Raw genomic sequence first — 25,889 nt, 5'->3', positions numbered from 1 at the left:
GCTACCAGAAGACGACGGTTTTATGACCGTTGATCAGTACGCGGTGTTCGGCGTGGAACTGCACCGCCCGCGCCAGGACCATCGATTCGATATCGCGGCCAATGGCAACCATCTGGTCGCTGGTAATCGTGTGATCGACCCGTTCCACCGCCTGCTCAATGATCGGGCCTTCATCGAGATCGGCGGTCACGTAATGGGCGGTGGCCCCGATGAGCTTCACGCCCCGGTCGAAGGCCTGCTGATAGGGTTTTGCGCCCTTAAAGCTCGGCAGGAACGAGTGGTGGATATTGATGCAGCGGCCCGCCAGCGCCCGGCACAGCTCGGGCGAGAGCACCTGCATATAGCGCGCGAGCACGACGAGATCGATCTGATACTCGTCGATCAGGCGCAAAAGCTCGGCTTCCTGCTCGGCTTTCGTCGGGGCCGCGCCCTTCGGGCCGACCGGCAGATGATGGTACGGCAGCCCGTGCCAGCGCGCCTGCTCCTCAAAATCCGTATGGTTGGAGATGATCGCCGGGATTTCGATGGGCAGAAGGTCTGAGCGCCAGCGGTACAGAAGATCGTTCAGGCAATGGCCGAAGCGCGAGACTAACGGCAACACGCGGCATTTGCGGGCCGGATCGTGCAGATGCCAGGTCATTTGAAACCGTTCGGCGGTGGGACGGAACCCCGCTTCAAGCTCGGCCTTCGTCAGGCCCTTGCCGACGGGATCGACCGTGGTGCGCATGAAGAATTGGCCTGTCGCCTCATCCTCGAACTGGTAGGAGCGGCGGATGTTGAACCCGGCCAGCGCCAAAAAATTGCTCACAGCGGCGACGATGCCAATCGCATCCTTGCATTGCAGCGTGAGAATATAGGCACCGACCTTATTGCTGTCGGCACGGTTCGGATAGGCGCTCATGCTGGGGCTTTCAACAATAGAAATAGACGTATCCATAACGCAATTCAGTCCTTAGGTGCCGCTGCGACCGTAATCGTCGCTGAAGCGGACGATATCATCTTCGCCAGTGTAAGTGCCGCTTTGCACTTCGATGAACACTAAGGGCTCGCTACCCGGATTGGCCACCCGATGCTTGGCTTCGAGCGGAATATACACATGCTCGCCGGGGGTGAGGCGGAAGGTATCCTCGTTCACCGTCACATCGGCTTCGCCGACGACGATGGTCCAATGTTCGGCGCGGCGGTGGTGCATCTGCAAGGACAAGCGCTGACCCGGCAGCACAATGATGCGCTTTACCTTATAAGTTGGTTCATCCAAGAGAACTTCGTACTGGCCCCAGGGGCGCTGGCCGATTTCCATAGAATCCTCGATGCGGCAAAGGGGTAAGGCGGGCGCATCCTATCGGCACGGGGCTCTAACGCCAACAAAAAGGCGGCATCGCTGCCGCCTTTGAGGAAACTCGTTCAGATTTTTTCGATTGAAGAAGGCTTAGGCAGCGTTCCGCTGGGCCGGGGCTGCCGGGCGCGGGGCTTCGACGGGGCGCGCCGGGGCGGCGGGAAGTTCGCCCGCTTCCGACAGTTTGCCGAGCAGGGCCGTAACCGCGCGTTCCAACGCGGACACATCGCTCGCAGGGAGCTTTGCCATCGCCTTGGCCAAGGGGTCCGGCCAGGAGCGCACGCGGTTCGCCAGCTTTTCACCGGCTTCGGTGAGCGAGACGACCAGCGCGCGCCGATCTTGATCGGCGGCCCGCTTGGCAACAAAGCCTTTGCGCACCAGCGTGGCGACGGCATCGCTCACGGTGGCGGGGGTTACGACCAATTCGGCCGCAAGGCGGCTGATGGTCGGTGCGCTCTCGCACCCGGCGAGATGAGCCAGGATCGACGCTTGCAGCGCGGTCAGGCCAGCGGCGTTGGCGCGGCGGTTTTCATTGCCGCGCGAGACTGCGCCCAAGCGGGCGAGGGCATCGGAAAGCTGTTCGATCGAAGCGACCGAGGGCAGCTGCGTCGGAGATATCATTGATGTCATGGCGGGCGGATATAGTCGCATCCGGTAGGAGGGCTCAAGAGCTTTCGCACGCACACATGCCCTGTCATATGAACATTTGTGCTTTGCGTTGCAAAAAGGTGGCAGTGCTTGAGATTGAAAAACCCGTCGCGGGGATGCAACAGGGGTGTAACCACAACGCCACCTTGCCCGGCGTGTGGCATGGCATTATGGTGCCCTCTCAGAATTTCCCTTTGTAAAGGTCGTAGGCCGTGGTTCGCCGTATTCTCCCCTTGGCCCTGATTGTGTTGAGCCTCGCCGCTTGCGGTTCCGACACGCGCCGGTCGCTTGGCTTGTCGAAGGCTCCGCCCGATGAGTTTAGCGTCGTTGGGCGCGCGCCGCTCGAACTGCCGCCCGATTTCGGCTTGCGTCCGCCCGTTGCCGGCGCGGCCCGTCCGAACGAGCTTGCGGCCCGCGATCAGGCGAAGGTTGCCGTGTTCGGCCCGACGACGGCTCAACCCCAGCTTCTGGCCGGGCGCACGGCGGGCGAAGCGTTCTTGCTTGATAAGGCTGGGGCCCCCCAGGCGCAGCCCGATATCCGCGCGACGGTGGAGCAGGAGAGCACCAAGCTTGCCCGCGAAGAGAGCAGTTTTGTTGATAAACTGATCTTCTGGCGCAAGCCGGAGGAGCCGGGCGTTACGGTCGATCCGTCGGAAGAAGCCAAACGCCTCAAAGAAAATGCCGCGCTCGGCAAACCCGTCACCGAGGGCGACACCCCCACGATGAAGCGCAAACGCAAAGGGATTCTGGAAGGAATCATTTAGCGATTTTGCCCCTGTCGTTCGACCAACACTCCTCGATCCCCCGTGGGTCGGGGGTCTTTGCCGTTTTGACGGGATGCAAAAATGTTGGGAAGAGTCTGTCACTCGCGTATCATGTTTGCGTGCTAGGCTGGTTAGGGAGCCGATGACCAAGAAACTTTTTATCCGCACCTATGGGTGCCAGATGAACGTGTACGATTCCGCCCGCATGGCCGACGTGCTGGGGCCGCTCGGCTATGCCGCCGTCGATACGCCGGAAGCGGCGGATATGGTCATCGTCAATACCTGCCACATCCGCGAGCACGCCTCCGCGAAAACCTTCTCCGAGCTTGGCCGCCTGAAGCAGATCAAGCAGCAGAAGGATGGCGATTATATCATCGCTGTTGCGGGCTGCGTGGCCCAGGCGGAAGGCGAAGAGATTCTGGCGCGCGCGCCCTATGTGGATATCGTGTTGGGTCCGCAAACCTATCATCGCCTGCCGGAAATGGTGGCGCGGGCCGAACGCGGCGCGGCGCAGAACCGGCTGCGCGCCGACATTGGCGCGAACAAGCCCGCCGCCCGCATCGCCGGGATGGGGATTCTCGATACCGATTTTCCCGTTGAAGCCAAATTCGATTTTCTACCCGCCCCCAGCGATACCCAGGGCGTTACGGCGTTCCTGTCGATCCAAGAGGGCTGTGATAAGTTTTGCACCTTCTGCGTGGTGCCCTATACGCGCGGGGCGGAATATTCGCGGCCCGTTCAGCAAATTCTCACCGAAGCCGAACAATTGGTGGCCTTGGGTGTGCGGGAACTCACGCTGCTCGGTCAGAATGTGAACGCCTATCACGGCGACGGGCCGGACGGCGACGCCTGGACCCTGGCGCAGCTTGCTTACCGTTTGGCCGAGATTCCGGGGCTGGAGCGCCTCCGCTACACCACCTCGCACCCGCGCGATATGGATGACGCGCTGATTGCCGCGCACGGCGATCTGCCGCAACTCATGCCTTTCCTGCATCTGCCGGTACAATCGGGCTCGGATACGATTTTGGCGGCGATGAACCGTCAACATACTGCCGACCATTACCGCCGGATTATCGATAAGCTGCGCAAGGCCCGCCCGGATATTTGCCTCTCGACCGATCTGATCGTCGGTTTCCCCGGCGAGAGCGATGCAGATTTTGAGGCGACGATGCAGTTGGTGCGCGATGTGACCTTCCCGGCGGCCTTCTCCTTCAAATATTCGGGTCGCCCCGGCACCCCCGCCGCCACGATGGCGGGGCAAGTGCCTGAGGATGTGAAAGACGCGCGCCTCGCCGAGCTAAACGCCCTGCTGCTGGAACAGCTTAACCGCTTCAACCGCAGCCTTGTCGGGCAAACCGTGCCGGTGCTGTTCGAAAAAGCCGGGCGGCATGCCGGGCAGATGGTGGGGCGCTCGCCCTATCTTCAGCCGGTGCATGTGCAGGGCGAGGCCGATTTGGTTGGGCGCGTGCGCCTAGTCGAAATCGAGCAAGATCATAGTTTCAGTCTGTCGGGCCGTCTTGTCGCCGGGCCGGTCCCCGACCTTTCTTCTCAGGCGATGAGGATGACTGCGTGAGTGATGCCCCGCTGAAAAACGCCGATAAGCCCTCCACCGATCCGCTTTACGTCTCGTTTGACGATAATTCCGTGTTGCAGCTTGTCTACGGCGAGCACGACCGGAATCTCGCGCGGATTGAACAATTGCTGGGGGTGGCGATTATTCCGCGGGGCAATCAAATCGCCATTACCGGCCCCTCGGCGGCGGCGCAAACCGCGCGCGAAGCCCTGGGCGCGCTGCATGCCCGCGCGCGCAAGGGCAAGCCGATCGATATGGGCGAGGTGGATGCGGCGGTTCGTATGGCTGAGCACGCCCGCGAGTCCGGCGCACCCTTGCCCGAAAAAGCCATTCGCACCCGCCGCCGTGTTATCGAGCCGCGCTCGCCGGGCCAAGCGGTTTATCTTCAATCGCTGCAAGATAATGAAGTGGTGTTCGGTCTCGGGCCAGCCGGGACGGGTAAAACCTATCTTGCCGTCGCCATGGCCGTGGGGCTGCTGCTCGAAGGCCGCGTGTCGCGTCTCGTCCTTTCCCGCCCGGCGGTGGAAGCGGGCGAGCGTTTGGGCTTTCTGCCCGGCGATATGAAGGAAAAGGTCGATCCGTACCTGCGTCCGCTCTACGACGCGCTGCACGATATGATGCCGGGCGATCAGGTTGTGAAACGCTTGGAATCGGGCGAAATCGAAGTGGCCCCGCTCGCCTTCATGCGCGGGCGCACGCTGGCCAACTCCTTCATCATTCTCGATGAAGCGCAGAATACAACCGCGACGCAGATGAAGATGTTCCTGACCCGCATGGGCGAGGGCAGCCGCATGTGCATTACCGGCGATCTCTCGCAGATCGATTTGCCGCCGGGCACGCGCTCGGGCCTGCGCGACGCACTGGAAACCTTGGAAGGCGTTCCGGGAATCGGGTTCGTCCGGTTTACCGAAAGCGATATCGTCCGCCACCCGATGGTGACGAAAATCGTGCGTGCCTATAACGAAAAGGATCGCCGCCTGCTCTCCCCCTCCGATGGCGGGATGGGCCGATGATTTCGATTGAATCGGTGATCGAGGCGGGCGATTGGTCCGCCCTGCTCGGCGGCCTCAGCGACGCGCAAATCGAAACCCTTGCCGATAAAGCCGTTCGGCACGCGCTGGCGACCGATCCGGCCTTTACCGCCTTTTTGGGCAATGCCGCAAACGATGGCCGCCTAACGCTCGCCCTGTTGTTTACCGACAATGCGGCGGTTCGCAAACTGAACCGCGAGTGGCGCGACCAGGATAAGCCGACCAATGTTCTCTCCTTCCCCGGCGATTGGCTGGAATTGGAAGACGAGGATATTGCGGCACTTGCGGCGGGGGACGATGTGCCGCCCGCCCATATCGGCGATATTGCGCTGGCGCTTGAAACTATTCGGGATGAAGCGGCGGAGCAAGGCAAAGAGCCGCGCGCCCATCTGCTGCATCTCATCCTGCACGGCACGTTGCATCTCCTCGGCCACGATCACGAGATCGACGCCGAGGCCGAGGCGATGGAAGCGCTTGAAACCCGGTTGCTTGCCGATTTTGGCATCGCCGATCCCTATTCTTACCGACTTGAGGATGTTGACCCTTCCCATGAGCGAAAGCCCGTCTAGCCCTTCTAGTACGGGGTCGGAGCGACCGAGCGTCTCTCCGGCTCCTATCGCTAGCGAACCGTCCGGGGGGCTCCGGCCTGGGCGGCTTATCTCGCGCCTGCGCCTTCTACTGGGCTTGCGCGGCGATCCTTCCGTTCGGGAAACGCTCGAAGAGCTGATCGAAGAACAGGCGGTTGCCACCGACGCGATGGCCCCGGACGAGCGGCTGATGCTGCGCAATATCCTGGGGCTGCGCGATGTCACTGTGGGCGACATTATGGTGCCGCGTGCCGATATGGTGGCGGTCGACTGCGCCAAACCTTTCGAAGATATCGTCGATTACATGGTCGACGCGGCCCATTCGCGCGTGCCGGTCTATCGGACCAGCCTCGATGACGTTATCGGCATGCTGCACGTGAAAGACGTGTTCGCCGCCAGCCGCGATAAGGCGAAACCTTTGCCGCAGGTGGAAGAATTGCTGCGCCCGGTGCTGTTCGTGCCGCCCTCCATGCCCGCGCTCGATGCGCTGGTGCGGATGCGCACGGCGCGCACGCATATGGCGGTGGTCGTCGATGAATATGGCGGCATCGATGGGCTGCTGACCATTGAGGATCTCGTCGAAGAAATCGTCGGTGAAATCGAAGACGAGCACGACGAAGAAGAAGCGCCGGTTCAGGCCGCCGAGGACGATGGCTCGATCCGGTTCGACGCGCGCACACCGCTAGTCGATCTTGAAGAGCGCTTCGGGCCGTTCCTCAGCGAGGATGAGCGCGAAGATATCGATACGCTGGGCGGGCTTGTCGCCACGCTCGCCGGGCGCATGCCGCCGGTAGGGACCCTGGTGGTGCATCCGTCCGGCTTCGAGTTCGAAGTTCTGGAAGCCGATCCGCGCCGGGTATCGCTCGTGCGCCTGCGCAATCCTCCGGCGCTGATCCCCGACACGGGTCTATGATCTTGCGGTTTGATTGGCGGCGCGCGGGCCTTGCCTTCCTCTGCGGCGTCGTTGCGACGGGGGCTTTGCCCCCGTTTTCGCTGTGGCCGCTGATTTTCCCAGCTTTTAGCGGCTTTCTGTGGCTCTTGAGCCGGGTCGAGCGGCCCCGGCAAGCCCTTTGGCTGGGCTGGTGGTTCGGCTTTGGGCATTTCACAACGGGGCTCTATTGGATTTCCAATGCGCTGCTCGTGCCGCCTGCCGACTTTATCTGGATGGTGCCTTTCGCGCTCGTGGGGCTGCCGATTGTGCTGGCCTTCTATACGGGGGCGATTGCCTGGGGGGTGGTGCGGCTTGCGCCGCCGGAAGCCAAATTCCTGCGCTGGCTCGGTTTCGGCACCTTCTGGCTGCTGGCGGAATGGGGGCGGGCGCATATTCTCACCGGGTTCCCGTGGAATCTGATCGCCTCGATCTGGACCGAGACGCCTGCGCCCCTGCAAGCCGTTGCCTTTCTCGGCCCCTATGGGGTTGGTGCGATAACGGTGTTGATCGGCGCGGCCCTCATCTTCGGATGGCGGCGGGGCGGGGCCGTGGCGCTGGTGGGACTCGCTCTGCTATGGGGCGGCGGGGCGCTGCGCTTGCAGGCCGCACCGGGGCGTGATGCCGTTCAGCCGGGCGTGTCGCTGCGGTTGGTGCAGCCCGCGATTCCGCAAAGCCTGAAGTGGGACCGCGCTCACCTCCAAAGTAATTTCCAAAAATACCTCGCGATGAGCCAGCCCGCGCCGGGCGAAACACCGAGCGCGATTATCTGGGGGGAGGCCGCAACCGGCTATCCGATTGAGGAGGTGGAACCCTGGCGGATGGCCATGGCGAAACTCGCGCCGCCGGATGGGGTGATTATCACCGGGACTAACCGCTATTTGCGCAATAGCGACAATCAGGTGATCCAGGCCTGGAACGGCATGGTTGCTTTCGACGCCGAAGGCAGCTTGCGCGGCGCGTTCGATAAATTTCACCTCGTTCCTTTCGGGGAATATGTACCGCTGAAGGGGCTGCTACCCCTCCAAATCATATCGCAAGGGGCCTCCGGCTACAGTCCCGGCCCCGGTCCCCGCACGCTGCGCTTGCCTGGTTTGCCGCCGGTGGCCCCCTTGATTTGCTATGAGGTGATCTTTCCAGGCGCGGTGGTTGATCGCGCCGACCGCCCGGCGTGGCTGTTGAATCTCACGAACGACGGGTGGTATGGGATCAGCACGGGGCCATATCAGCATTTGGCTGCGACAATTTTGCGCGCGGTAGAAGAAGGTTTGCCGCTTGTGCGAGTCGCTAATACCGGTGTGTCGGCGTTGATCGATGGGAACGGTCGTGTCTGGAACAGTCTGAGTTTAAACCAAGAAATGGCTTTAACCGTTCCACTACCGTTGCCGCTCGACCCGCCCCCTTTTGCCCGGTTCGGTGATCTCGTTACCCTGCTTACCGTGACTTTTCTGATACTAGCCCTCGCACTTCAACGCCTGCGCCCCAATTTATAGTAATTCATTAACCAGTACAGCGTAGGGTTGACGCCTACAAGTGTAGGCGATACTGGTGAAGCAAGCTGTTATCGCCGTAAAAAAAGGATTGAGATCATGACCACCATTGTTGTGAAGCGTCGCCGGGGTAGCCGTGGTTCGCCTGATGGCAAACCGAACCCGATTGATATCCATGTCGGCAGCCGCGTTCGCCTGCGCCGCACGCTTCTCGGCATGAGCCAGGAAAAGCTCGGCGAGGCGATCGGCCTGACGTTCCAGCAGGTTCAAAAGTACGAGCGCGGGGCAAACCGTATCGGCGCGAGCCGCCTGTTCGAACTGTCGCGCGTGCTCGACGTGCCGGTCTCGTTTTTCTTCGACGATATGAACGCCGAAACCAGCGGCGGCCGCGTGCCGGGCATGTCGGAAGCGACGCCGGATTTTGACAGCAAGGATCTTTCCAAGCGCGAAATTCTGGAATTGGCCCGCGCGTTCGACCGGATTAAGGACGAAAAAGTCCGTAAAAGCGTGCTGGAGTTGACCAAATCCCTGTCGCGGACGGTCAGCGAAGCCTCGTAATCGGGCTCTGCGGCACGGTAGCTCAAGAGCGCCTCCGATAAGACGGCGGCGCTCTTTTACTGTCTGATCTGATCTAACGGGGCTTGACGCTCTGCCTAGGACAAGACAGAAAGACCGACCGAACGCGCAGTTCTGGTTTAATTTACGGCAGTTTAAAGGGGAATCCGGTGGCCCGTCCGTCTGATTATCTGTTCACCAGTGAATCCGTTTCCGAAGGTCATCCGGATAAAGTCTGCGACCGCATTTCTGATACGATTGTCGATCTGTTTCTCGCCGCCGACCCCTATGCGCGCGTCGCCGTGGAAACTTTGGCGACGACCAATCACGTAACGCTTGCGGGCGAAGTGCGCGGGCCGGATAGCATTTCGCCGAAGGCGATCGAAGATGCCGCCCGCGATGCCATCCACAAGATCGGTTACGCGCAAAAGGGCTTCCACTGGCAGACCGCCAAGGTGGAAGTGCTGATCCACGCCCAGTCCGAAGATATTGCCGTGGGCGTCGATGCTTCGGGCAATAAGGACGAAGGCGCGGGCGACCAGGGCATCATGTTCGGCTTTGCCTGCACGGAAACCCCGGCGCTGATGCCCGCCCCGCTCTTCTATTCGCACGCCATTCTGAAGGGTCTGGCGGAAGCCCGCCATAGCGGGGCTACCCACCACCTTGGTCCGGACGCGAAAAGCCAGGTCACGCTGCGCTATGTCGACGGCAAGCCGGTTGGTGCGACCTCGGTGGTTGTCTCCACGCAACATTCCGAAGGTGTCAACCAAGCGGAAGTGCGGGAAATCGTCCGTCCTTACGTCGAGAAGGTGCTTCCGGCGGGCTGGATGTGCGACGAGCCGCATTTCTACGTAAACCCCACGGGGCGTTTCGTGATCGGCGGGCCGGATGGCGATTGCGGCCTCACGGGTCGCAAGATCATCGTCGATACTTACGGCGGTGCGGCTCCCCATGGCGGCGGTGCTTTCTCGGGCAAAGATCCGACTAAGGTCGACCGTTCGGCGGCCTATGCCGCGCGCTACCTGGCGAAGAATGTTGTGGCGGCGGGTTTGGCTGACCGGTGCACCATTCAGCTTTCCTACGCCATTGGCGTGTCGCATCCGCTCTCGGTTTATGTGAATACCGACGGCACGGGTAACGTTGATGAGGCCCGCCTTGTCAAAGTGTTGCAGGAGTTGATGAACCTCAGCCCGCGCGGCATTCGCGAGCATCTGGGTCTCAACCGCCCGATTTATGCCCGCACAGCGGCCTATGGTCATTTCGGGCGCGAACCGGAGGCCGATGGCGGCTTCTCGTGGGAAAAGACCGATCTGGTTTCGGCGCTGAAGTCGACGTTCGGCGCGTAAGGTGACGGGCGAGGTCAAACGCCGCGTCTACGGGCGGCGCTTCGGGCGAAAGCTGCGCGATAGCCAGAAAGAGCTTCTGGCCGAGGTGATGCCAAAAGTGCGCGTGCCGGTGTTAGAGCCGGGCGCGCGCCTTGATCCCGCAAGCTTGTTCGATGCGCCAAAGCGCGATTTCTGGCTGGAAATCGGCTTTGGCGGCGGTGAGCATCTGGTGTGGCAGGCGGACCAAAACCCGGATGTTGGGCTGATCGGGGCCGAGCCGTTCTTAAACGGCGTCGTCTCCGGCCTCGGGCATATTCACCGGGAGCAGGTAACGAATGTCCGCGTCTGGCCCGACGACGCGCGCCCGCTGATGGATGCGCTGCCCGATGCCTGCCTGGGCCGCGCCTTCATTCTGTTCCCCGACCCCTGGCCGAAGAAGCGGCACAATAGCCGCCGGTTCGTTCAGAAGGAAAATCTCGATAGTCTCGCCCGCTTGCTGCGCCCTGGCGCGGAGTTGCGCATGGCGAGCGACGATCAAGATTACGTCGCCTGGATGCTCGCAGAGACGACCCCCCATCCGGCTTTTGCATGGCTCGCGGAAGGGCCAAGCGATTGGCGCGAGCGGCCCCGTGACTGGCCCGCAACACGCTATGAAGAAAAGGCGCGCGCCAAGGGGATTAACCCCAGTTTCCTAAGGTTTCGGCGGCGGGAGACGATTTAGCCCTTGCGGCGGGAGCGCAAAAGCGTAATATCCCGCCACTCCCATAGCGGATCGGTTGCAAAGCCGGACCGACGCAAAAAGGGTGGGCCTCTTGGCCCACTTTTTTGTTTTGGGGCTGGAGGGGGCAAGACAAACGGTTGAGTATGAACGACGAAGATGAAATCGGCCCGGTGCAAGCGGGCGTGGCCAGCAAGGTCGAGGCGCTGATCGAGCCTGCGATCGACGCTATGGGCTATGCGCTGGTTCGGGTGCAATATGCGGGTGGTCAACGCCCCTTGCTGCAGATTATGGCCGAACGCCAAGATGGCGTTCCCATGTCAGTGGATGATTGCGCCGAAATCAGCCGGGCGGCCTCGGCCATTCTTGATGTGGAAGATCCGATTTCGGAAGCCTATCACCTGGAAGTAAGCTCGCCGGGTATTGACCGGCCTTTAACCCGCAAGGCCGATTTCACTCGCTTTGCCGGGTTCGAGGTGCGGATTGATGCGGATCGACTGATCGAAGGGCGTAAGCGCTTTCGCGGGCGGCTGCTGGGAATTGCTGAAAACGGCATCGTGCGCATTCGCGACGGCGAGACCGATTTTCAAATTCCCTTCAACGCCATCGCCCGCGCCAAACTGATCCTAACGGACGATTTGATGAAGGCGAGCGCCGACGCGCTGAAGAATTAACCTAGCGTCGTTGCCGGTTCGGCCCGACCCCCGGCACGAGAGGATGCGACGCGACATTGACGGACGAATGGAACCAAGACCGTGTTAACCAGAGTTGAACTGCTGCAAGTCGCCGATACCGTCGCCCGGGAAAAGGGCATCGACCGCGAAGAAGTTCTGGTGGCGATGGAGCAGGCCATTCAGAAGGCCGGACGGTCGAAGTACGGGGTCGAGCACGATATTCGCGCTGAAATTGACCGCGCGAACGGCGAGATTCGTCTGCGTCGGTTCCGTGAAGTCGTTGAAACCGTCGATAATGAAGCCACGCAAATCAGCCTGATCGAAGCGCAGGATCGGAACCCGGACGCCGAAATCGGCGACTTCCTGACTGAACCGTTGCCGCCGATCGAATTCGGCCGTATCGCCGCGCAGACTGCCAAACAGGTGATCGTGCAGCGCGTCCGCGATGCCGAACGCGACCGTCAGTTCAAGGAATTTAAGGACCGCGTCGGCGAAATCATCAATGGTGTCGTCAAACGCGTCGAGTTCGGCAATGTCACGATTGACCTGGGCCGTGCCGAATCGATCCTGCGCCGCGACGAGTTGCTGCCGCGCGAAACCTTCCGCCCCGGCGACCGTGTGCGCGCCTATATCTATGACGTCCGCCGCGAACAGCGCGGCCCGCAGATTTTCCTCTCGCGCACCCATCCGCAGTTCATGGCGAAACTTTTCAGCCAAGAAGTGCCGGAAGTCTACGATGGCATCATCGAAATCCGCGCCGTTGCGCGCGATCCGGGGAGCCGCGCTAAGATTGGTGTGCATTCCAACGATAGCAGCATCGACCCGGTCGGGGCGTGCGTCGGGATGCGCGGGAGCCGCGTTCAGGCGGTTGTCGGCGAGCTTCAGGGCGAAAAGATCGACATTATTCCCTGGTCGCCCGATCCTGCGACCTTCGTCGTCAACGCGCTTGCCCCGGCAGAAGTTGCTAAGGTCGTGCTGGACGAGGAAGCCCATCGTATCGATGTGATCGTCCCCGACGATCAACTGTCGCTGGCCATCGGTCGGCGCGGGCAGAATGTGCGTTTGGCGTCGCAGCTTACGGGCTGGGACATCGATATTATGACCGAAAAGCAGGATTCGGAGCGCCGTCAGGAAGATATTCGCGCCCGCTCGCAGCTTTTCATCGAAGCCCTGGACGTGGACGAACTCATCGCCCATCTCTTGGTCTCGGAAGGCTTTAGCACGCTCGAAGAAATCACCGGCGTTGCCACCGAGGAACTCGCGTCCATCGAAGGCTTCGACGACGATATCGCCACCGAACTGCAAGCCCGTGCCGCCGCCTATATCGAACAGCGCGACGTTGCGTTCGAAGAGCAGCGCAAAACGATGGGCGTGGCCGATGATGTGGCGGCCCTGCCGGGCATCACGCCGGGTCTGCTGGTGAAATTGGGTGAAAAGGGTCTCAAAACCCTGGATGACGTGGGTGATCTCGCGTCGGACGAACTGTTGGAAATCGCCGGGACCGACTCGGGCCTCGACGAAGCGCAAGCCAATGACATCATCATGGCCGCGCGCGCCCATTGGTTCACCGACGAAGAGGCGGGAGCCTAAGCCGGGTGCAGCCGCTGGAGCCGACATCGGCGGAAATCTTGAACGCGGACGCTGCGGATGCAGCCTATGCCGAGGAGAATTTCCCGGACACCGGCCCCACGCGGCGCTGCGTCGCCACCTTCGCCCTGCGGCCTAAAGCCGAGTTGGTGCGGTGTGTGGTGTCGCCGGATGGGGTGCTGGTGCCCGATCTTGAGACTAAACTTCCGGGCCGGGGGCTCTATATAACCCCCAGCCGGGAAGCGATAGGACAGGCGCTGAAGAAGCGCGCTTTTGCTAAGGCGGCTAAGCGTCCGGTACAGGTGCCGGACGATTGGGCCGACCGCTTGGCCCACTTGATTGCCGCCCGGTGCGGTAGTTTATTGGGTCTTGCGCGCCGAGCGGGGCAAGCGGTGATTGGGTACGACCAGGCGGAAGCCTGGGTTCGGGCCAATCGTGCCGCTTTGCTAATCCAGGCGTGTGATGGGGCTGCCGGTGGGCGGTCGAAACTCTCGTCCCTGTTTGCCGCCTTACGCGCGCAGCCAGGGCAGGCATCCCGGCCCGAGAATCCGGGACGGGAATGGTCTCTTCTTAACGCGACGCAGTTAGCGGCCCCGTTCGGAAGAGATCATCTGGTGCATGTGGCCATCTCCCCCGGGGGGCTGGCCCAGCGTCTGGATGAGGAATTTGCGCGGCTTTCTCAGTTGCGCGCGGATGGGTTTGAGCAGGAAGTCGCAAGAGCATGACGAACGAGAACGAGCAAAGCGGTAAGAAACCCCTCACGTTGAGCAGGGGTAAGCTCGAGCTCAAGAAGCCGGTCGAGACCCAACAGGTGCGCCAAAGTTTTTCGCACGGTCGGTCGAAGACGGTTCAAGTTGAGGTAAAAAAGAAGCGCGTGAGCACCGATGCTCCGGCGGACGCGCCTGCGGCCCCGGCCCCGGTAGTTGCTGCCCCAGCGCAACCCGTCGCCAGCCCGGTCGCGGCAGCCCTGTCGGCAACGCCGCCCGCGCCGCCGCCGTTGAAGCCGGTTGCTGCGCCCGTGGTCAGCGAGGCTCCGGCCCCCGTGGTGGAAGCGCCCGCGGCCGTCGCCCCCGCGCCCATCGCCGAAGCACCCGTTGAGATTGCTCCGGTCGAAGTGGCCCCGGCCCCCGTTGCGCCCGCTCCGGCGCCGGTGGCAGCCGCCCCCGCTGTCGAAATTCCGGTCGTTCCGGTAAAGGCTGGTCCAGCGACCGGAACCGTGCCGCTGGGAACCGCCTCGCGCGCCCCGGTCGCAGGTGCCGCCGTTGCTCCGGCTCCGGCAGCGCCCGTGGCGCAAGCCCCGCGCGTTGCAACCCCGTCGGCCGATAGCGCGCCGGATCGCATGGGCGGTCGTGGTGGCCGTGTCGTCACCCAGCCGCCGCGCGTCGCCCCGCCGCCGCAACAGCGGCCCGGTGGTGGTGGTGGTGGTAATCAAGCTGCGTCCGGCGGTAATCGCCGCCCGCAAGCGCTGCGCACGCTGACCGAAGAAGAACGCGCCCATCGTTTGCGCGTTCTCCAAGAAGCGCAAAAGCGCGCCGAGGAAGACGCTAAACGGGCGGCAGAAGACGCCGCGCGTAAAGCCATCGAAGACGCGGCGCGCAAGATTCGCGAAGCCGAGGAAGCCGTTATCCGTGCGGCGGAAGACGAAATTCGCAAGAAGCGCGAAGCCGAAGAAGCCGTGGTTAAGGCCGAACAGGACGCCCGCCGCAAAGTGGAGCAGGAAGAGGCGGCCAAACGCGCCGCCGCCAATCCGGCTCCCGGCGGTGTGGTGCGCGAAAACGCCTCCAACCGCGTTGCGATTCCCACGGTGCTGCCCACGGGCCGCGTTGAGGAAGAAGATGATGCCGCAGGCCGCGCCCGTCGCGGTGGCGGCGGTGGTGGCGGCGGCGGCGGTGCCCCCGGTGGCGCGAAGCGTCCTCCGGCTCCACCCCCGCGCCGGACCACGACCGATGATCGCCGCCGTGGCGGTAAGATTACCGTCAATCAAGCGCTCGATTCGGGCGACCAGAGCCGCATGCGCTCCATGGCCTCGATGCGTCGTGCCCGTGAAAAAGAACGTCTGCGGATGCTGCAGCGCCAACAAGATAAGGTGCTGCGCGAAGTGATTATTCCCGATGCGATTACGGTTCAGGAACTTGCATCTCGTATGGCCGAACGCGGCGGCGAGGTGATCAAGGCCCTGATGCGCATGGGCGTGATGGCGACAATCAACCAAACCATCGACAGCGATACGGCGGAACTGATCGTGCAGGAATTCGGCCATACGCCGAAGCGTGCCTCCGATAGCGACGTTGAAATTGGTCTGCGCGGGGAGGCCGATCGCGACGAAGAATTGTTGGATCGCGGCCCGGTCGTCACTGTCATGGGTCACGTCGATCACGGCAAAACCTCGCTGCTCGATGCTTTGCGCTTTACCGATGTGGCCAGCCGCGAAGCTGGGGGGATTACCCAGCATATCGGCGCGTATCAGGTGAAGCTCGAAAGTGGTGCCAATATCACCTTCATCGATACGCCGGGTCACGAAGCCTTCACCGAAATGCGCGCACGCGGTGCTAACGTCACCGATATCGTCGTTCTGGTGGTGGCGGCCGACGATGGCATCATGCCGCAAACCGTTGAGGCTATTCGCCATGCCAAAGCGGCGGGCGTGCCCATCGTGGTGGCGATTAACAAGATCGATAAGCCCTCGGCCAATGTGGCCAAGGTGCATAACGAGTTGTTGCAGCATGAACTCGTCGTGGAAGCCCTGGGCGGCGATGTGATTGCGATTGAAGTGTCGGCGAAAGCCCGCACCAATCTCGATAAGCTCGAAGAAGCCATTCTGCTCCAGGCCGAAATTCTGGAACTGAAGGCCAATCCGAACCGTCCGGCGGAAGGCATTATCGTGGAAGCCAAGCTTGATCGCGGTCGCGGTCCGGTGGCGACCTGCCTTATTCAGCGGGGGACCTTGCGGGTCGGCGATATTTTCGTCGCCGGGTCGGAATGGGGCCGCGTGCGCGCCCTCGTGAACGACAAGGGCGAGCAGGTTAAGGAAGCCGGGCCGTCGGTTCCGGTAGAAGTGCTCGGTTTGCAGGGCACGCCGATGGCGGGCGATGAAATGGTCGTGGTCGATTCGGACGCCCGCGCCCGTGACGTTGTGCAATATCGTCAACAACGCCGCCGCGATGCCGATGCCAAGCGCGGCGCGCGCGGTACGGTCGAACAGATGCTCTCGCAAATCGCCGCTGGCGAAGCGAAAGAACTGCCGATTGTCATTAAGTCGGACGTGCAGGGTTCGTTGGAAGCCATCATCGCTTCGATCGGTCGCCTGTCCACGCCGGAAGTGACGACGCGCATTCTGTCGTCGGGCGTGGGGGCAATCTCGGAAAGCGATGTGACCTTGGCCCGCGCCTCGGGGGCGATGATTATCGCCTTTAACGTGCGCGCTAATGCCCAAGCCCGCGAATTGGCCCGCCGCGACAATGTCGAGATCCGCTACTATTCGATCATCTACAATGTGGTCGATGACGTAAAAGCGGCGCTCTCGGGCATGCTCGCACCGGAAATGCGCGAAAACTTCCTCGGCTACGCCGAAATCCGCGAAGTCTTCCAACTTACCAAGTCGGGCAGCGTTGCGGGTTGTATGATCACCGAAGGTTTGGTGAAGCGCGGCAACAAGGTTCGCCTGCTACGCGACAATGTGGTTATCCACGAAGGCACGCTGAAAACGCTCCGTCGCTTTAAGGACGAAGTGAAGGAAGTGAAGCAAGGCTTCGAATGCGGTATGGCGTTCGATAACTATAACGACCTTAAGATTGGCGACATGATTGAGTGCTTCGAAATCGTCGAAGAGGCCCGCTCGCTCTAGCCCGGCCAAGAGTTCGGTTTTTGAATAGGGGGAGGCGCAAGCCTCCCCCTTTCTCGTTTGGCGGCGCGTTTAGCTAAAAATTAATCAAGGCAAACTTGCTAAGACGCGACTCGAAAGTTTGAATGGATATCGGAAGCGGGTATGGCGTAAGTATTGCTTGACCGTCTGGTCAGGTTAGGCGTCCGGCATGGCCCGGAACCGCCCTATTCCTCGCACCAGATCAGGCAAGAGGAGCGGAGCGATGAAAATTGGTCACAAGGTTGTGGGCGTCGTCATTTTTTTGTGCCTACTGATCGGCGGCATGGTGGCGCTGGCGGTGGCCACGTTGAGCGATGCCACCCAGCGCTTTGAAGTGGTGGCGCAGGCGACCCAGCAGGTCTATTCGGCGGGCCGGGCCACCGCCCACTTACTCTCCTTCGCCCGAACGGTAGAGTATATGCCGCTCGATCTGCCGAGCGGCGACCGAGCAGCGTTTGAAGCCGCCGCCACGGACGAGCTTGGGCGGCTGCGCGAGCGGCTGGATCAGTTGGAGCGCAACGCTGCCGATCCCGACGATAAAACCTCTGTTGCCGAGTTCCGTGAGCGCCTTGATGGGTACGAAAAAGCCTATTTATCGATCATCACTCTGACTAAAGACGGGGCAGCCGACGGTCGGGCGCAGGCGCTTGAGGCGGTTATGGCGCAGCGGCGGGTGGTAGCGGCGCTGCGGCGCAAGCTGACCGAGATTGAAGATCGCAATAGCAAGATCGTGAATGCCGCGAAGACGGAGTTCCGCATAGCGGCGAGCGACTCCGATACGGTGCTGAAGGGGTTTGGCCTCGCCGGGATTGCGCTGGGGCTGTTGGGCTCGCTGCTTGTCGCCCGGCGCGGCATTACCGGCCCGCTCGCCCGGATTACCGATGCCATGGGGCGCGTGGCCGGGGGCGATCTGACCCTTGAAATTCCGGGGCTGAAACGGCGGGACGAGTTGGGACGGCTCGCTGACGCGCTGGATCGGTTCAAAGCACAAGCCGAGACCAATTTGCGCCTGGAGGCCGAGCGCCGCGCGGCGGAAGAGCGGGCGAGCGAGGAAAAGCGCCTCGCCATGCTCGCCCTCGCCGAACAGTTCGAACAAAGTATCGGCGCCCTAGTACGCGAAACCCTCGAAGCCTCTGAAGGCTTAGGCGCGCGGGCACAGGCCCTGTCGCAAACGGCTGAAACGGCGGCGCGGCAAGCCTCGCAAGCCGCAACCGCTGCTGATCAAACGACCGGCAATGTCCAGACGGTCGCCTCGGCCACCGAGGAATTGAGCAGTTCGATTTCCGAAATCACCCGCCAAGCCAGCCAATCGGTTCTTTTGGCGGAAGAGGGCGTGCAGGCGGCAACTGCCACCAGCGAGACAATCGGCACCTTGGCGGAATCCACCGGCCGAATCGGCCATGTTGTACGGTTGATTCAAGAAATTGCCGAACAGACCAATCTTTTGGCCCTCAATGCCACCATTGAAGCCGCGCGCGCAGGCGATGCGGGTCGGGGCTTTGCGGTGGTTGCGAGTGAGGTGAAAACGCTGGCCAGTCAAACCGCCCGGGCGACCAGCGAAATCCAAACCCAAATCGCCGCAATCCAGTCTGAAACAGGTTCGGCGGTGGAGATGGTCACGCATATTTCCGATGTGATTCGGCGGATGAACGATCTTAGCACGACTGTTGCGGCCGCCGTCGGCCAGCAAGGCGCAGCAACCGGGGAGATTGCTCGGAACGTGCAGGAGGCTGCAGCCGGAACGGATATCGTCACCGATAACGTCAACCGAATGCACGGTGCCGCTAATGATACCGGCTCGGCCGCCCAAGCGGTGAGTTCGGCGGCGGCGGGGCTGAACCGGACCGCCACCCACCTTGATGAGGCGGTCGCCCTCTTTTTATCCTCGATCCGCGCGGCCTAAAGTCCCGCTTCCCCGAAATTTATGTCTGACTATCCTCGCCCGGCATCGCCACCGATGCTGGGTTTTTTCTGTAACATTTCTGCGGTCTGGTGTGGTTCCTTTGGGTATATTCTTGTCATCTAGATGATCCATTTTGACGCATGTCTAGACAAGCGTTTGTTTAGATTAACATTTTTGGAATGGTTTGGAGGTGGGGGTTGGCAAAAAATACGCATTCAAATGTATTCAATTAATAATATTCGTTTAGTCGAATCGATATTAATCACTCCTGCAAAGGAGGGGGTTTCCTAAATTTCCTCAATGCAATAATTTTTTTGTCATTACTTGTAAAAAAAGCTTAACATAATTTCTAATGATACTTTTGATTTTTTATGAAAAATTAAATATTTGATTTTACAGTCAATCGCACTGTGCCTTGGGTGCTAAATGGGAAAGGGACGTTCGATGAAGATTGGGCATAAAATTTTTGGCCTCGTGATTTGCCTCTGCTTGCTGACGGCAGGCATGGTGGCCCTCTCCCGCGCGGCGCTCAAAGAAGGTCGGATGCGGTTCGAAGCCGAACTTGCCGCCGTTCAACAGTTGAACGCAGCCGGGCGGGCAACGGCTAATCTTCTCTCTTTCGCGCGCGCCGTCGAGTTCCTGCCGCTCGACCTGATCTCCACAGACCGTAAAGCCATGGAGGCGACGGCTGCCGACGAACTCAAGCGCCTTCGAGTCCGGCTAGACCAGTTACAAGCGGGGGCTGTTGATCCGGCGGATCGCACGAATATCGCGGCCATCGTCACCCGACTCCAAGCCTATGAAAAAGCCTATCTTGCAATCCTGGCAATGACCCATGACGGCAGTTCGAGCGGTTTATCGAAGGCCGAATCGGAAGCCTTTGCGCAGATCTCTGTGGTCGCGGCTATTCGGCAAGATTTACGTGAGATCGAAAATCGTAATAACAAGATTGTTGAAGATCAGGCCAAGGATTTCTTGACTTATGCCGATGACGCAGATCGGTACGCGCTAATCTTTGGTGTTTCGGGAATCCTTCTCGGGCTTATCGGGTCGGCCTTCGTGGCGCGGCGGGGAATCATTACCCCGCTGAACCTGATCACCGGGGCGATGACACGGGTTGCGGCGGGCGATCTTGCGGGCAGCGTACCCGGTGTCGGCCGGCGGGACGAATTGGGGGCTCTTGCGAGCGCATTGGAGCAATTTAAGGGGCAAGCCGAGCAGAACCGCCAGCTTCAGGCCGACCAACGGGAAGCCGAGATTCGCGCCGGGCAGGAAAAACGTGCGGCGATGCTCAGTCTCGCCGAACAGTTCGAGCGGAGCGTGGGCGCCTTGATGCAGGAAACCGTGGCGGCTGCATCGGGTTTAGGGCGTGGGGCGACGGCATTGCGCGCCACCGTCGAAAGCACCATCCATCAAGCGCAAGCAGCATTCGCGGCTGCGGATCAAACGGCTGCAAACGTGCAAACCGTCGCGTCGGCCACAGAAGAATTGAGCAGTTCCATCAGTGAAATAACACGCCAAACAAGCCTTTCCGTGACGATTGCGGCCGAAGGGGTCCAGGCGGCGGATGCGACCACCAGCGCAATTGAGACCTTGCGGCAGACGACCGGGCAAATCGGCGATGTTGTTCGCCTGATTACCGATATCGCCGGGCAAACGAACCTGCTGGCGTTGAATGCCACAATCGAAGCGGCGCGGGCGGGCGAGGCTGGGAAGGGCTTTTCGGTTGTGGCGTCGGAAGTCAAAAGTCTCGCCAGTCAAACCGCCCGGGCAACCGAGGAAATTCAGGCGCAGATTACCGCCATCCAAAACGGTACGGGCCTTGCGGTCGACCGGGTCCTGCAAATCGCCGATATTATTCGGCGGATGAGCGAACTCAGCACGACTGTCGCCGCCGCCGTGGGCCAGCAAGGCGCGGCCACGGGGGAAATTGCCCGCAATGTGCAAGAAGCGGCGGCAGGAACCGATATTGTGACGGATAATGTCCAGCGCATGCAGGGCGCGGCCAATGATACCGGCGCTGCGGCCCAAGCGGTCAATTCGGCTGCGGCAGGGCTGAACCGCACCGCGTCCCATCTCGACGAAGCAGTATCCTCGTTTCTGTCCTCAATTCGCGCGGCTTGACGGTCCGTTGGAATGCCGATTTGCCATTTTCTGATGGAAAATCGGCTTTTTTTCGAGAAGTGACCTCGGCTTTTATTCCGGCAGATAGAAATTATTTGGGTTTTGTCTGTAATCTCACTTTATTTGGTTGGTTTATGATATGCGACCGTATGTCGGGTTGGTCGCTAAGGTTCCCAAAAGATAGCCTCAATCGTACCGCAGCGGAGCTTAAGCAGGCGGTGAGCGCCTTTCTGGGCGAAGTGAGGGCGGCATAGGGCGGCGCGATCATCACAAGATGCTTCGGCTCCAAAAAAACCCGCTTCGGTGGGGTTTTTTTGGTCATACGAATTTTTTTATCGGGGTGCTAGCCGTGTCATACTTCTTGTGATACAGAAGCGTCATCACGTAGGAGGCTGACATGTCTATAACTTTTAACGAAACCTACTATATCCAGCAAAATCCCGATGTCTTGCAGGCGATCTCGCAGCGGCTGGTTGTCAGTGGTCTCGATCACTTTCAGCGCTTTGGTGCGCGCGAGTTGCGGAATCCGAATGCGATTTTCGATTCCAAATATTACGCAGAAAACAATATCGATGTGCTGAATGCCGTGAATAAGGGCGTTTTCAGCAGCGTTTATGAACATTACGCGTTGATCGGTGTTTACGAAGCGCGCGTGCCGAACGCCAGCCTCGCAACCTTCAATGCCCAAGCCTATCTTGCCGCCAACCCGGATGTCGCGTCGGCGATTAATGCGGGCTTCTTCAAGAACGCCATTCAGCATTATGTAATGTACGGCGTTGATGAAGGCCGCGTGTCCAGCACGGCAGGCAGCGCGTTCAACCTCACCGCCAGCACGGCGAACTTGAACAATACGAATTCGAATCTTGGCACCGATAAGTCGGGCACCAAGACCTATCTGTCGGCGAATAACGATACCATTGGCGGGGGGAGTTTCCTGTCGTCGGCGGTGATCATTTCCGATGGATCGACCAGCGATAACGATAGCCTGTCGGCCTTCGTAACGTCGAACATTGGCGCGCCGATTGTGCAGAATATCGAAACCATCACGCTGCAAAGCTTCGCTGGAACCATGTCGTTCGCCGCGATTTCCGGGGCGAAGTCGGTCACGATTTCGGGCACCAGCTTTACCGGCACGTCGATGCAAGGCGGATCGCTCGATCCCACCGCGCTGCTGATTGCGGCCCCCACCTATACGCTGAACGGCGTGAACGGCGCGCAGGTCTTCACTCTGGTTAACGATAGCGCGACCTCCAACGTGCTGTCGCTGAACCTCAACAATGTGACGACCGGCTCCAGCATCACCTACGGCAATGCCACGGGTCTGGAAGTGCTGGATCTCACCACGACTGGCGCGAATGCCACCCAGTTGGGCGCGATTAATACGATTGCCGCGACGGTGAATATTAAAGGCACGGGCTCGCTGACGCTAACCGACAGCGGCAATGCTGGGGTTGCGACCAAAATCGTCGCCAGCACCTACGGCGGTACCTTCTCCTACGTCGATGGCGGCGTCGCCCATTCGGTAACGGGCAGCGCGGGGGCCGATAGCTTCACGTTTGCGGGCGTTGGCGTGCTCACGTCCAGCGATACGATCGATGGCGGCGCGGGCGCGGATACGATTTTCAACAGCGGTTGGAGCTCCACCGCCGACCTCGACAATGTCACCAATGTCGAAACGCTGACGCTAACCGGCTCGAACCTTGCCTTCAACTATGTCGCCAAGGATTCGCTGGTGGCGGCGGGATCGTCGCTCACGGTCAATGCCTCCGGCTCGACCGGCACGGCAACGCTGATTTGGAACGGCGGCGCTGAAAGCAACGGTGCTTTCAATGTTACCGGCACGGGCAATAATGATTCGCTCCTGGGCGGTATCGGCAATGATACGCTCGCGGGCGGTGCGGGTGCCGATACGCTGGAAGGCGGGCTTGGCATCGATGTGCTCACGGTTGGGACGGCGGCGGATGCCTTCATCGACCGGGTGAACCTCAATGGCATTACACTTGAAACCAACCGCGACACCATCGCCGGCTTCACCGCGGGCGCAACCAATGCCGACGTGGTGGTCCTGTCCTCGCTATTGACGACGGCGGCGACCGCTGGCGGGCTCAACCCGGTGTTTGGCGCGGATACCTCCGTCGCTGCGGCAGGCGGCGGGGCTTATTTGGTCGGCACCGTCACGTCGGCGAACACCGATGTAATCGTGCTGCAGTCGGGCGTCGCGCTCACCAGCGGCGCGACGGGGGGCGATCTTTCCCTCTCGGCGAATGGTTCGGAGTTGCTGAAGGCGCTGACCAACGGCACGGCCGCCGATACCTACACCCAGATCCAAGCGGCGGGCGCGGGCCAATCGGCCTATCTGCTCGGCTATCAGAACGGCAGTGCCTTCCTCTACCTCGCGTCGGACGCAGCCGCTGCGGGTGGCAATAACGATGGCGCGTGGCAGGTGGCGGAAATCCATCTGATCGGCACGTTCACCGGCATTACCGCGAATGCGCTGGTGGCGGGCAACTTCGTTCTCGCCTAACGCCTAAGGTTAAACCTATATCGGGGCCGTCTTTCTACGAAAGTGGGAAGACGGCCTTGCTTTTTGGGGCGCGCTTAGGCCAAGCATGCTGGATGAGTGAGAGCCCCCGTCCCATCGCCGCCCCCTGGTGGCGGCCCGACCGTTTTGCGCGCAAACGCGCCTTTCTACACCAGCGCGCCGCGATGCTGCGGCAGACGCGCGATTTTTTCCACGCACGCGGTTTTTTGGAAGTCGATCCGCCCGCGCTGCAAGTCTCGCCCGGATTGGAGCCGCATTTGCACGCGGTGGCCGCCGATTTGCACCGGCCCGAGGGCACGGCGCTGCGGCGCTATCTGCACACCTCGCCCGAATTCACGATGAAAAAGCTTCTGGCGGCGGGGGAGCGGCAAATTTATGCGCTCGGCCATGTGTGGCGCGACCGCGAGGGCTCCGACACTCATTCGCCGGAATTCACCATGCTGGAATGGTACCGCGTTGGGGCCAATTACCGCGATTTGATGGCCGATTGCGAAGGCCTCATTCGGGCGGTGACGGCGGGCGAACCTTTGCGCCGGGGCGATCTCACGGTTGCTGTTACCGAGCCCTTCGAGCGCCTGACCGTGGCCGAGGCCTTCCAGAAATTCTGCGAGATTGATCTGCTGGCAAGCGCCCCCGATCCAAAACAGCCCGGCAGCGACGCCCCAGCGGCGGCAATCCTCGCGCAAGAGGCGCTGCGCCTCGGTGTGCGCGTGGCCGACGATGACCGGTGGGACGATATTGTTTTCCGGCTGATGTTCGATTTCATCGAACCGCATTTGGGCCGCGACCGCCCGACCTTCTTGATCGATTACCCGATTTCAATGGCGGCCCTCGCCCGTCCGAAACCCGAAGACCCGCGTCTTGCCGAACGGTTCGAGCTTTATGCGGCGGGGGTTGAACTCGCCAACGCCTTCGGCGAACTCACCGACGCCGAGGAGCAGCGCGCGCGCTTTGTGGCGGATATGGACCTGAAGCAGGCGCTTTACGGCGAGCGCTACCCGATTGACGAGGATTTCCTCGCGGCCCTCGCCCATGGTCTACCCGCGTCCGCCGGGATCGCCCTAGGCTTTGATCGGCTGGTGCTACTGGCAACAGGGGCCGAGCGGCTTTCGGATGTTTTATGGGCGGAGGTTCAATGAGCGCGCGCAACTCTTCCAACCGGCGGGCTCCCGCCAAACGCCCCGCGCCCAAAGGTAAGGATCGGCGCGGCGAGCGGGTGACGGTCGCCATCGATCGCATCGGTGTGCAGGGCGATGGGCTGGCGCAGGTGGACGGCGTGCCGTTGTTCCTGCTCGGCGGTCTGCCAGGGGAAACCGTAACGGCGACCCTCACCGTTCGGCGCGGCGACGGTTGGGCTGGGCGGGTTGAAACGGTGGCGGAAGGGGCAAGCCCCGACCGGGTGCCGTCGATCTGCACCCTCTTCGGGCGCTGTGGCGGCTGTAGCCTGCATCACCTCAGCGAAGCGGCGCAGGCTGACCTGAAGACCGACCGCATCCGCCGGGCGCTTCAACGGGCAGACTTCGACGCGGTGCCCCTGCGGCCCCTGCTGATGAGTCCCCCCGCCAGCCGCCGCCGCGCCAGTTTTTCCGCGCGTCGTACGGCACAAGGGGTGATCTTGGGGTTCCACGAGGCCGCTTCCGCGACGATCCTACCGCTCGATGCCTGCCCAATTCTGCGCCCGGCGCTGGTCGAAGCCCTTCCGGCGGTGCGGGAAGCGCTGGCGCGGCTCCTGCCGCCGGGTGGGATGGTCGATGTGGTGATGACCGAAACCGGCGCGGGGCTCGATCTCGTGCTGGTCGGGCTCGAAAAACCCGATTTGGCCGGACGTGAGGCTTTAGCCGATGTCGCCGACCGGCTCGATCTGGCGCGGCTCGCTTGGTCGAAAGATGCCACGAGCCCGGTCGAAATTCTCGCCGAACGCCGCGCGCCCTGGCTAATGCTCGACACGGCCCGCGCCATCCTGCCGCCAGGGGCGTTTCTGCAAGCGACCACGGAAGGGGAAGCGGTCTTAATCGCCGGGGTGCGCGCGGCCTTAGAGGGCGTGCCGCCGCGCGCGCTGGTAATGGACCTTTTCGCCGGGCTTGGTACCTTTACCCTGCCGCTCGCCGCCGAAGGGCTTCGGGTAACGGCGGTGGAAGGCTTGGCCGATCCGCTCACCGCGCTCGACCGCGCGGCGCGGCAGGCGCAGTTTCCGGTGACGACCTTGCAACGGGATTTAGAGCGCCGCCCTATGCTCGCCTCT

21 protein-coding genes are annotated in these 25,889 nt (G+C 61.4%); 18 read left to right on the top strand and 3 right to left on the bottom strand.

The genetic code is table 11. From position 1 onward, the window contains the following. Position 1: 1 nt before the first annotated feature. The 3 genes from purU to ACIQ36_RS00615 form a co-directional block, all read right to left on the bottom strand. Positions 2 to 901, bottom strand: a complete 900-nt coding sequence (gene purU / locus ACIQ36_RS00625) for a formyltetrahydrofolate deformylase (RefSeq protein WP_395824389.1) — start codon at positions 899 to 901, stop codon at positions 2 to 4. Positions 902 to 952: 51 nt separating this feature from the next. Continuing rightward, on the bottom strand, positions 953 to 1,300 hold the full coding sequence (locus ACIQ36_RS00620) for a phosphomannose isomerase type II C-terminal cupin domain (RefSeq protein WP_395824271.1): 348 nt from the start codon (positions 1,298 to 1,300) through the stop codon (positions 953 to 955). Between the two features lie 129 nt (positions 1,301 to 1,429). Further along, positions 1,430 to 1,957: a MarR family winged helix-turn-helix transcriptional regulator gene (locus tag ACIQ36_RS00615; protein WP_395824269.1), complete on the bottom strand. Its 528-nt coding sequence runs from the start codon at positions 1,955 to 1,957 to the stop codon at positions 1,430 to 1,432. Positions 1,958 to 2,196: 239 nt separating this feature from the next. On the opposite strand from ACIQ36_RS00615, the gene ACIQ36_RS00610 reads away from it, so the two are divergent. The 18 genes from ACIQ36_RS00610 to ACIQ36_RS00525 form a co-directional block, all read left to right on the top strand. Further along, on the top strand, positions 2,197 to 2,748 hold the full coding sequence (locus ACIQ36_RS00610; protein WP_395824266.1) for a DUF3035 domain-containing protein: 552 nt from the start codon (positions 2,197 to 2,199) through the stop codon (positions 2,746 to 2,748). Between the two features lie 142 nt (positions 2,749 to 2,890). Beyond that, the gene (gene miaB, locus ACIQ36_RS00605; protein WP_395824262.1) at positions 2,891 to 4,321 is read left to right on the top strand and encodes a tRNA (N6-isopentenyl adenosine(37)-C2)-methylthiotransferase MiaB; all 1,431 of its coding nucleotides are present in this window, start codon (positions 2,891 to 2,893) and stop codon (positions 4,319 to 4,321) included. Further along, on the top strand, positions 4,318 to 5,334 hold the full coding sequence (locus ACIQ36_RS00600; protein ID WP_395824259.1) for a PhoH family protein: 1,017 nt from the start codon (positions 4,318 to 4,320) through the stop codon (positions 5,332 to 5,334). The genes miaB and ACIQ36_RS00600 overlap by 4 nt, the downstream gene beginning before the upstream one ends. Further along, the gene (ybeY, locus tag ACIQ36_RS00595; RefSeq protein WP_395824255.1) at positions 5,331 to 5,921 is read left to right on the top strand and encodes an rRNA maturation RNase YbeY; all 591 of its coding nucleotides are present in this window, start codon (positions 5,331 to 5,333) and stop codon (positions 5,919 to 5,921) included. The genes ACIQ36_RS00600 and ybeY overlap by 4 nt, the downstream gene beginning before the upstream one ends. Then, on the top strand, positions 5,887 to 6,852 hold the full coding sequence (locus tag ACIQ36_RS00590) for a hemolysin family protein (protein WP_395824252.1): 966 nt from the start codon (positions 5,887 to 5,889) through the stop codon (positions 6,850 to 6,852). Before ybeY ends, ACIQ36_RS00590 begins: the two co-directional genes overlap by 35 nt. Further along, on the top strand, positions 6,849 to 8,360 hold the full coding sequence (gene lnt / locus ACIQ36_RS00585) for an apolipoprotein N-acyltransferase (protein WP_395824250.1): 1,512 nt from the start codon (positions 6,849 to 6,851) through the stop codon (positions 8,358 to 8,360). The genes ACIQ36_RS00590 and lnt overlap by 4 nt, the downstream gene beginning before the upstream one ends. Positions 8,361 to 8,456: 96 nt before the next feature. Then, positions 8,457 to 8,915 (top strand): helix-turn-helix domain-containing protein, encoded by a 459-nt coding sequence (locus tag ACIQ36_RS00580; RefSeq protein ID WP_395824247.1) that lies wholly within the window; start codon positions 8,457 to 8,459, stop codon positions 8,913 to 8,915. Between the two features lie 167 nt (positions 8,916 to 9,082). Beyond that, the gene (gene metK / locus ACIQ36_RS00575; RefSeq protein WP_395824244.1) at positions 9,083 to 10,258 is read left to right on the top strand and encodes a methionine adenosyltransferase; all 1,176 of its coding nucleotides are present in this window, start codon (positions 9,083 to 9,085) and stop codon (positions 10,256 to 10,258) included. 1 nt (position 10,259) lies between these two features. Then, the gene (locus tag ACIQ36_RS00570) at positions 10,260 to 10,958 is read left to right on the top strand and encodes a tRNA (guanine(46)-N(7))-methyltransferase TrmB (RefSeq protein ID WP_395824242.1); all 699 of its coding nucleotides are present in this window, start codon (positions 10,260 to 10,262) and stop codon (positions 10,956 to 10,958) included. 143 nt (positions 10,959 to 11,101) lie between these two features. Next, a complete protein-coding gene (rimP, locus tag ACIQ36_RS00565) occupies positions 11,102 to 11,629 on the top strand; it encodes a ribosome maturation factor RimP (RefSeq protein WP_395824239.1) in 528 nt (175 codons plus the stop codon). An 81-nt stretch (positions 11,630 to 11,710) separates the two neighbouring features. After that, positions 11,711 to 13,219, top strand: a complete 1,509-nt coding sequence (gene nusA, locus ACIQ36_RS00560; protein ID WP_395824236.1) for a transcription termination factor NusA — start codon at positions 11,711 to 11,713, stop codon at positions 13,217 to 13,219. Positions 13,220 to 13,224: 5 nt separating this feature from the next. Next, on the top strand, positions 13,225 to 13,941 hold the full coding sequence (locus tag ACIQ36_RS00555) for an RNA-binding protein (RefSeq protein WP_395824233.1): 717 nt from the start codon (positions 13,225 to 13,227) through the stop codon (positions 13,939 to 13,941). Further along, positions 13,938 to 17,060: a translation initiation factor IF-2 gene (infB, locus tag ACIQ36_RS00550; protein WP_395824230.1), complete on the top strand. Its 3,123-nt coding sequence runs from the start codon at positions 13,938 to 13,940 to the stop codon at positions 17,058 to 17,060. The genes ACIQ36_RS00555 and infB overlap by 4 nt, the downstream gene beginning before the upstream one ends. Before the next feature lie 241 nt (positions 17,061 to 17,301). Beyond that, positions 17,302 to 18,981, top strand: a complete 1,680-nt coding sequence (locus ACIQ36_RS00545; RefSeq protein WP_395824227.1) for a methyl-accepting chemotaxis protein — start codon at positions 17,302 to 17,304, stop codon at positions 18,979 to 18,981. 444 nt (positions 18,982 to 19,425) lie between these two features. Further along, the gene (locus ACIQ36_RS00540) at positions 19,426 to 21,105 is read left to right on the top strand and encodes a methyl-accepting chemotaxis protein (RefSeq protein WP_395824224.1); all 1,680 of its coding nucleotides are present in this window, start codon (positions 19,426 to 19,428) and stop codon (positions 21,103 to 21,105) included. 397 nt (positions 21,106 to 21,502) lie between these two features. Then, positions 21,503 to 23,629, top strand: a complete 2,127-nt coding sequence (locus tag ACIQ36_RS00535) for a beta strand repeat-containing protein (RefSeq protein ID WP_395824221.1) — start codon at positions 21,503 to 21,505, stop codon at positions 23,627 to 23,629. A 92-nt stretch (positions 23,630 to 23,721) separates the two neighbouring features. After that, a complete protein-coding gene (gene epmA, locus ACIQ36_RS00530) occupies positions 23,722 to 24,786 on the top strand; it encodes an EF-P lysine aminoacylase EpmA (protein ID WP_395824218.1) in 1,065 nt (354 codons plus the stop codon). Then, the coding region (locus ACIQ36_RS00525; protein WP_395824214.1) for a class I SAM-dependent RNA methyltransferase at positions 24,783 to 25,889 on the top strand (1,107 nt) is incomplete at its 3' end. The genes epmA and ACIQ36_RS00525, both read left to right, overlap by 4 nt.

This window comes from Elstera sp., assembly GCF_044372965.1.
Classification (GTDB): Bacteria; Pseudomonadota; Alphaproteobacteria; order Elsterales; family Elsteraceae; genus Elstera.
Note: the sequence above shows the minus strand (reverse complement) of the source record. Positions and strands in the feature narration are given on the sequence as shown.

Bases quoted from the DNA above. Each gene is read 5' to 3' on its own strand.
- purU (WP_395824389.1), bottom strand. From the start codon at position 901: ATGAGCGCCTATCCGAACCGTGCCGACAGCAATAAGGTCGGTGCCTAT.
- ACIQ36_RS00620 (WP_395824271.1), bottom strand. From the start codon at position 1,300: ATGGAAATCGGCCAGCGCCCCTGGGGCCAGTACGAAGTTCTCTTGGAT.
- ACIQ36_RS00615 (WP_395824269.1), bottom strand. From the start codon at position 1,957: ATGATATCTCCGACGCAGCTGCCCTCGGTCGCTTCGATCGAACAGCTT.
- miaB (WP_395824262.1), top strand. From the start codon at position 2,891: ATGACCAAGAAACTTTTTATCCGCACCTATGGGTGCCAGATGAACGTG.
- ybeY (WP_395824255.1), top strand. From the start codon at position 5,331: ATGATTTCGATTGAATCGGTGATCGAGGCGGGCGATTGGTCCGCCCTG.
- ACIQ36_RS00590 (WP_395824252.1), top strand. From the start codon at position 5,887: ATGTTGACCCTTCCCATGAGCGAAAGCCCGTCTAGCCCTTCTAGTACG.
- lnt (WP_395824250.1), top strand. From the start codon at position 6,849: ATGATCTTGCGGTTTGATTGGCGGCGCGCGGGCCTTGCCTTCCTCTGC.
- ACIQ36_RS00580 (WP_395824247.1), top strand. From the start codon at position 8,457: ATGACCACCATTGTTGTGAAGCGTCGCCGGGGTAGCCGTGGTTCGCCT.
- rimP (WP_395824239.1), top strand. From the start codon at position 11,102: ATGAACGACGAAGATGAAATCGGCCCGGTGCAAGCGGGCGTGGCCAGC.
- infB (WP_395824230.1), top strand. From the start codon at position 13,938: ATGACGAACGAGAACGAGCAAAGCGGTAAGAAACCCCTCACGTTGAGC.
- ACIQ36_RS00545 (WP_395824227.1), top strand. From the start codon at position 17,302: ATGAAAATTGGTCACAAGGTTGTGGGCGTCGTCATTTTTTTGTGCCTA.
- ACIQ36_RS00540 (WP_395824224.1), top strand. From the start codon at position 19,426: ATGAAGATTGGGCATAAAATTTTTGGCCTCGTGATTTGCCTCTGCTTG.
- ACIQ36_RS00535 (WP_395824221.1), top strand. From the start codon at position 21,503: ATGTCTATAACTTTTAACGAAACCTACTATATCCAGCAAAATCCCGAT.
- epmA (WP_395824218.1), top strand. From the start codon at position 23,722: ATGAGTGAGAGCCCCCGTCCCATCGCCGCCCCCTGGTGGCGGCCCGAC.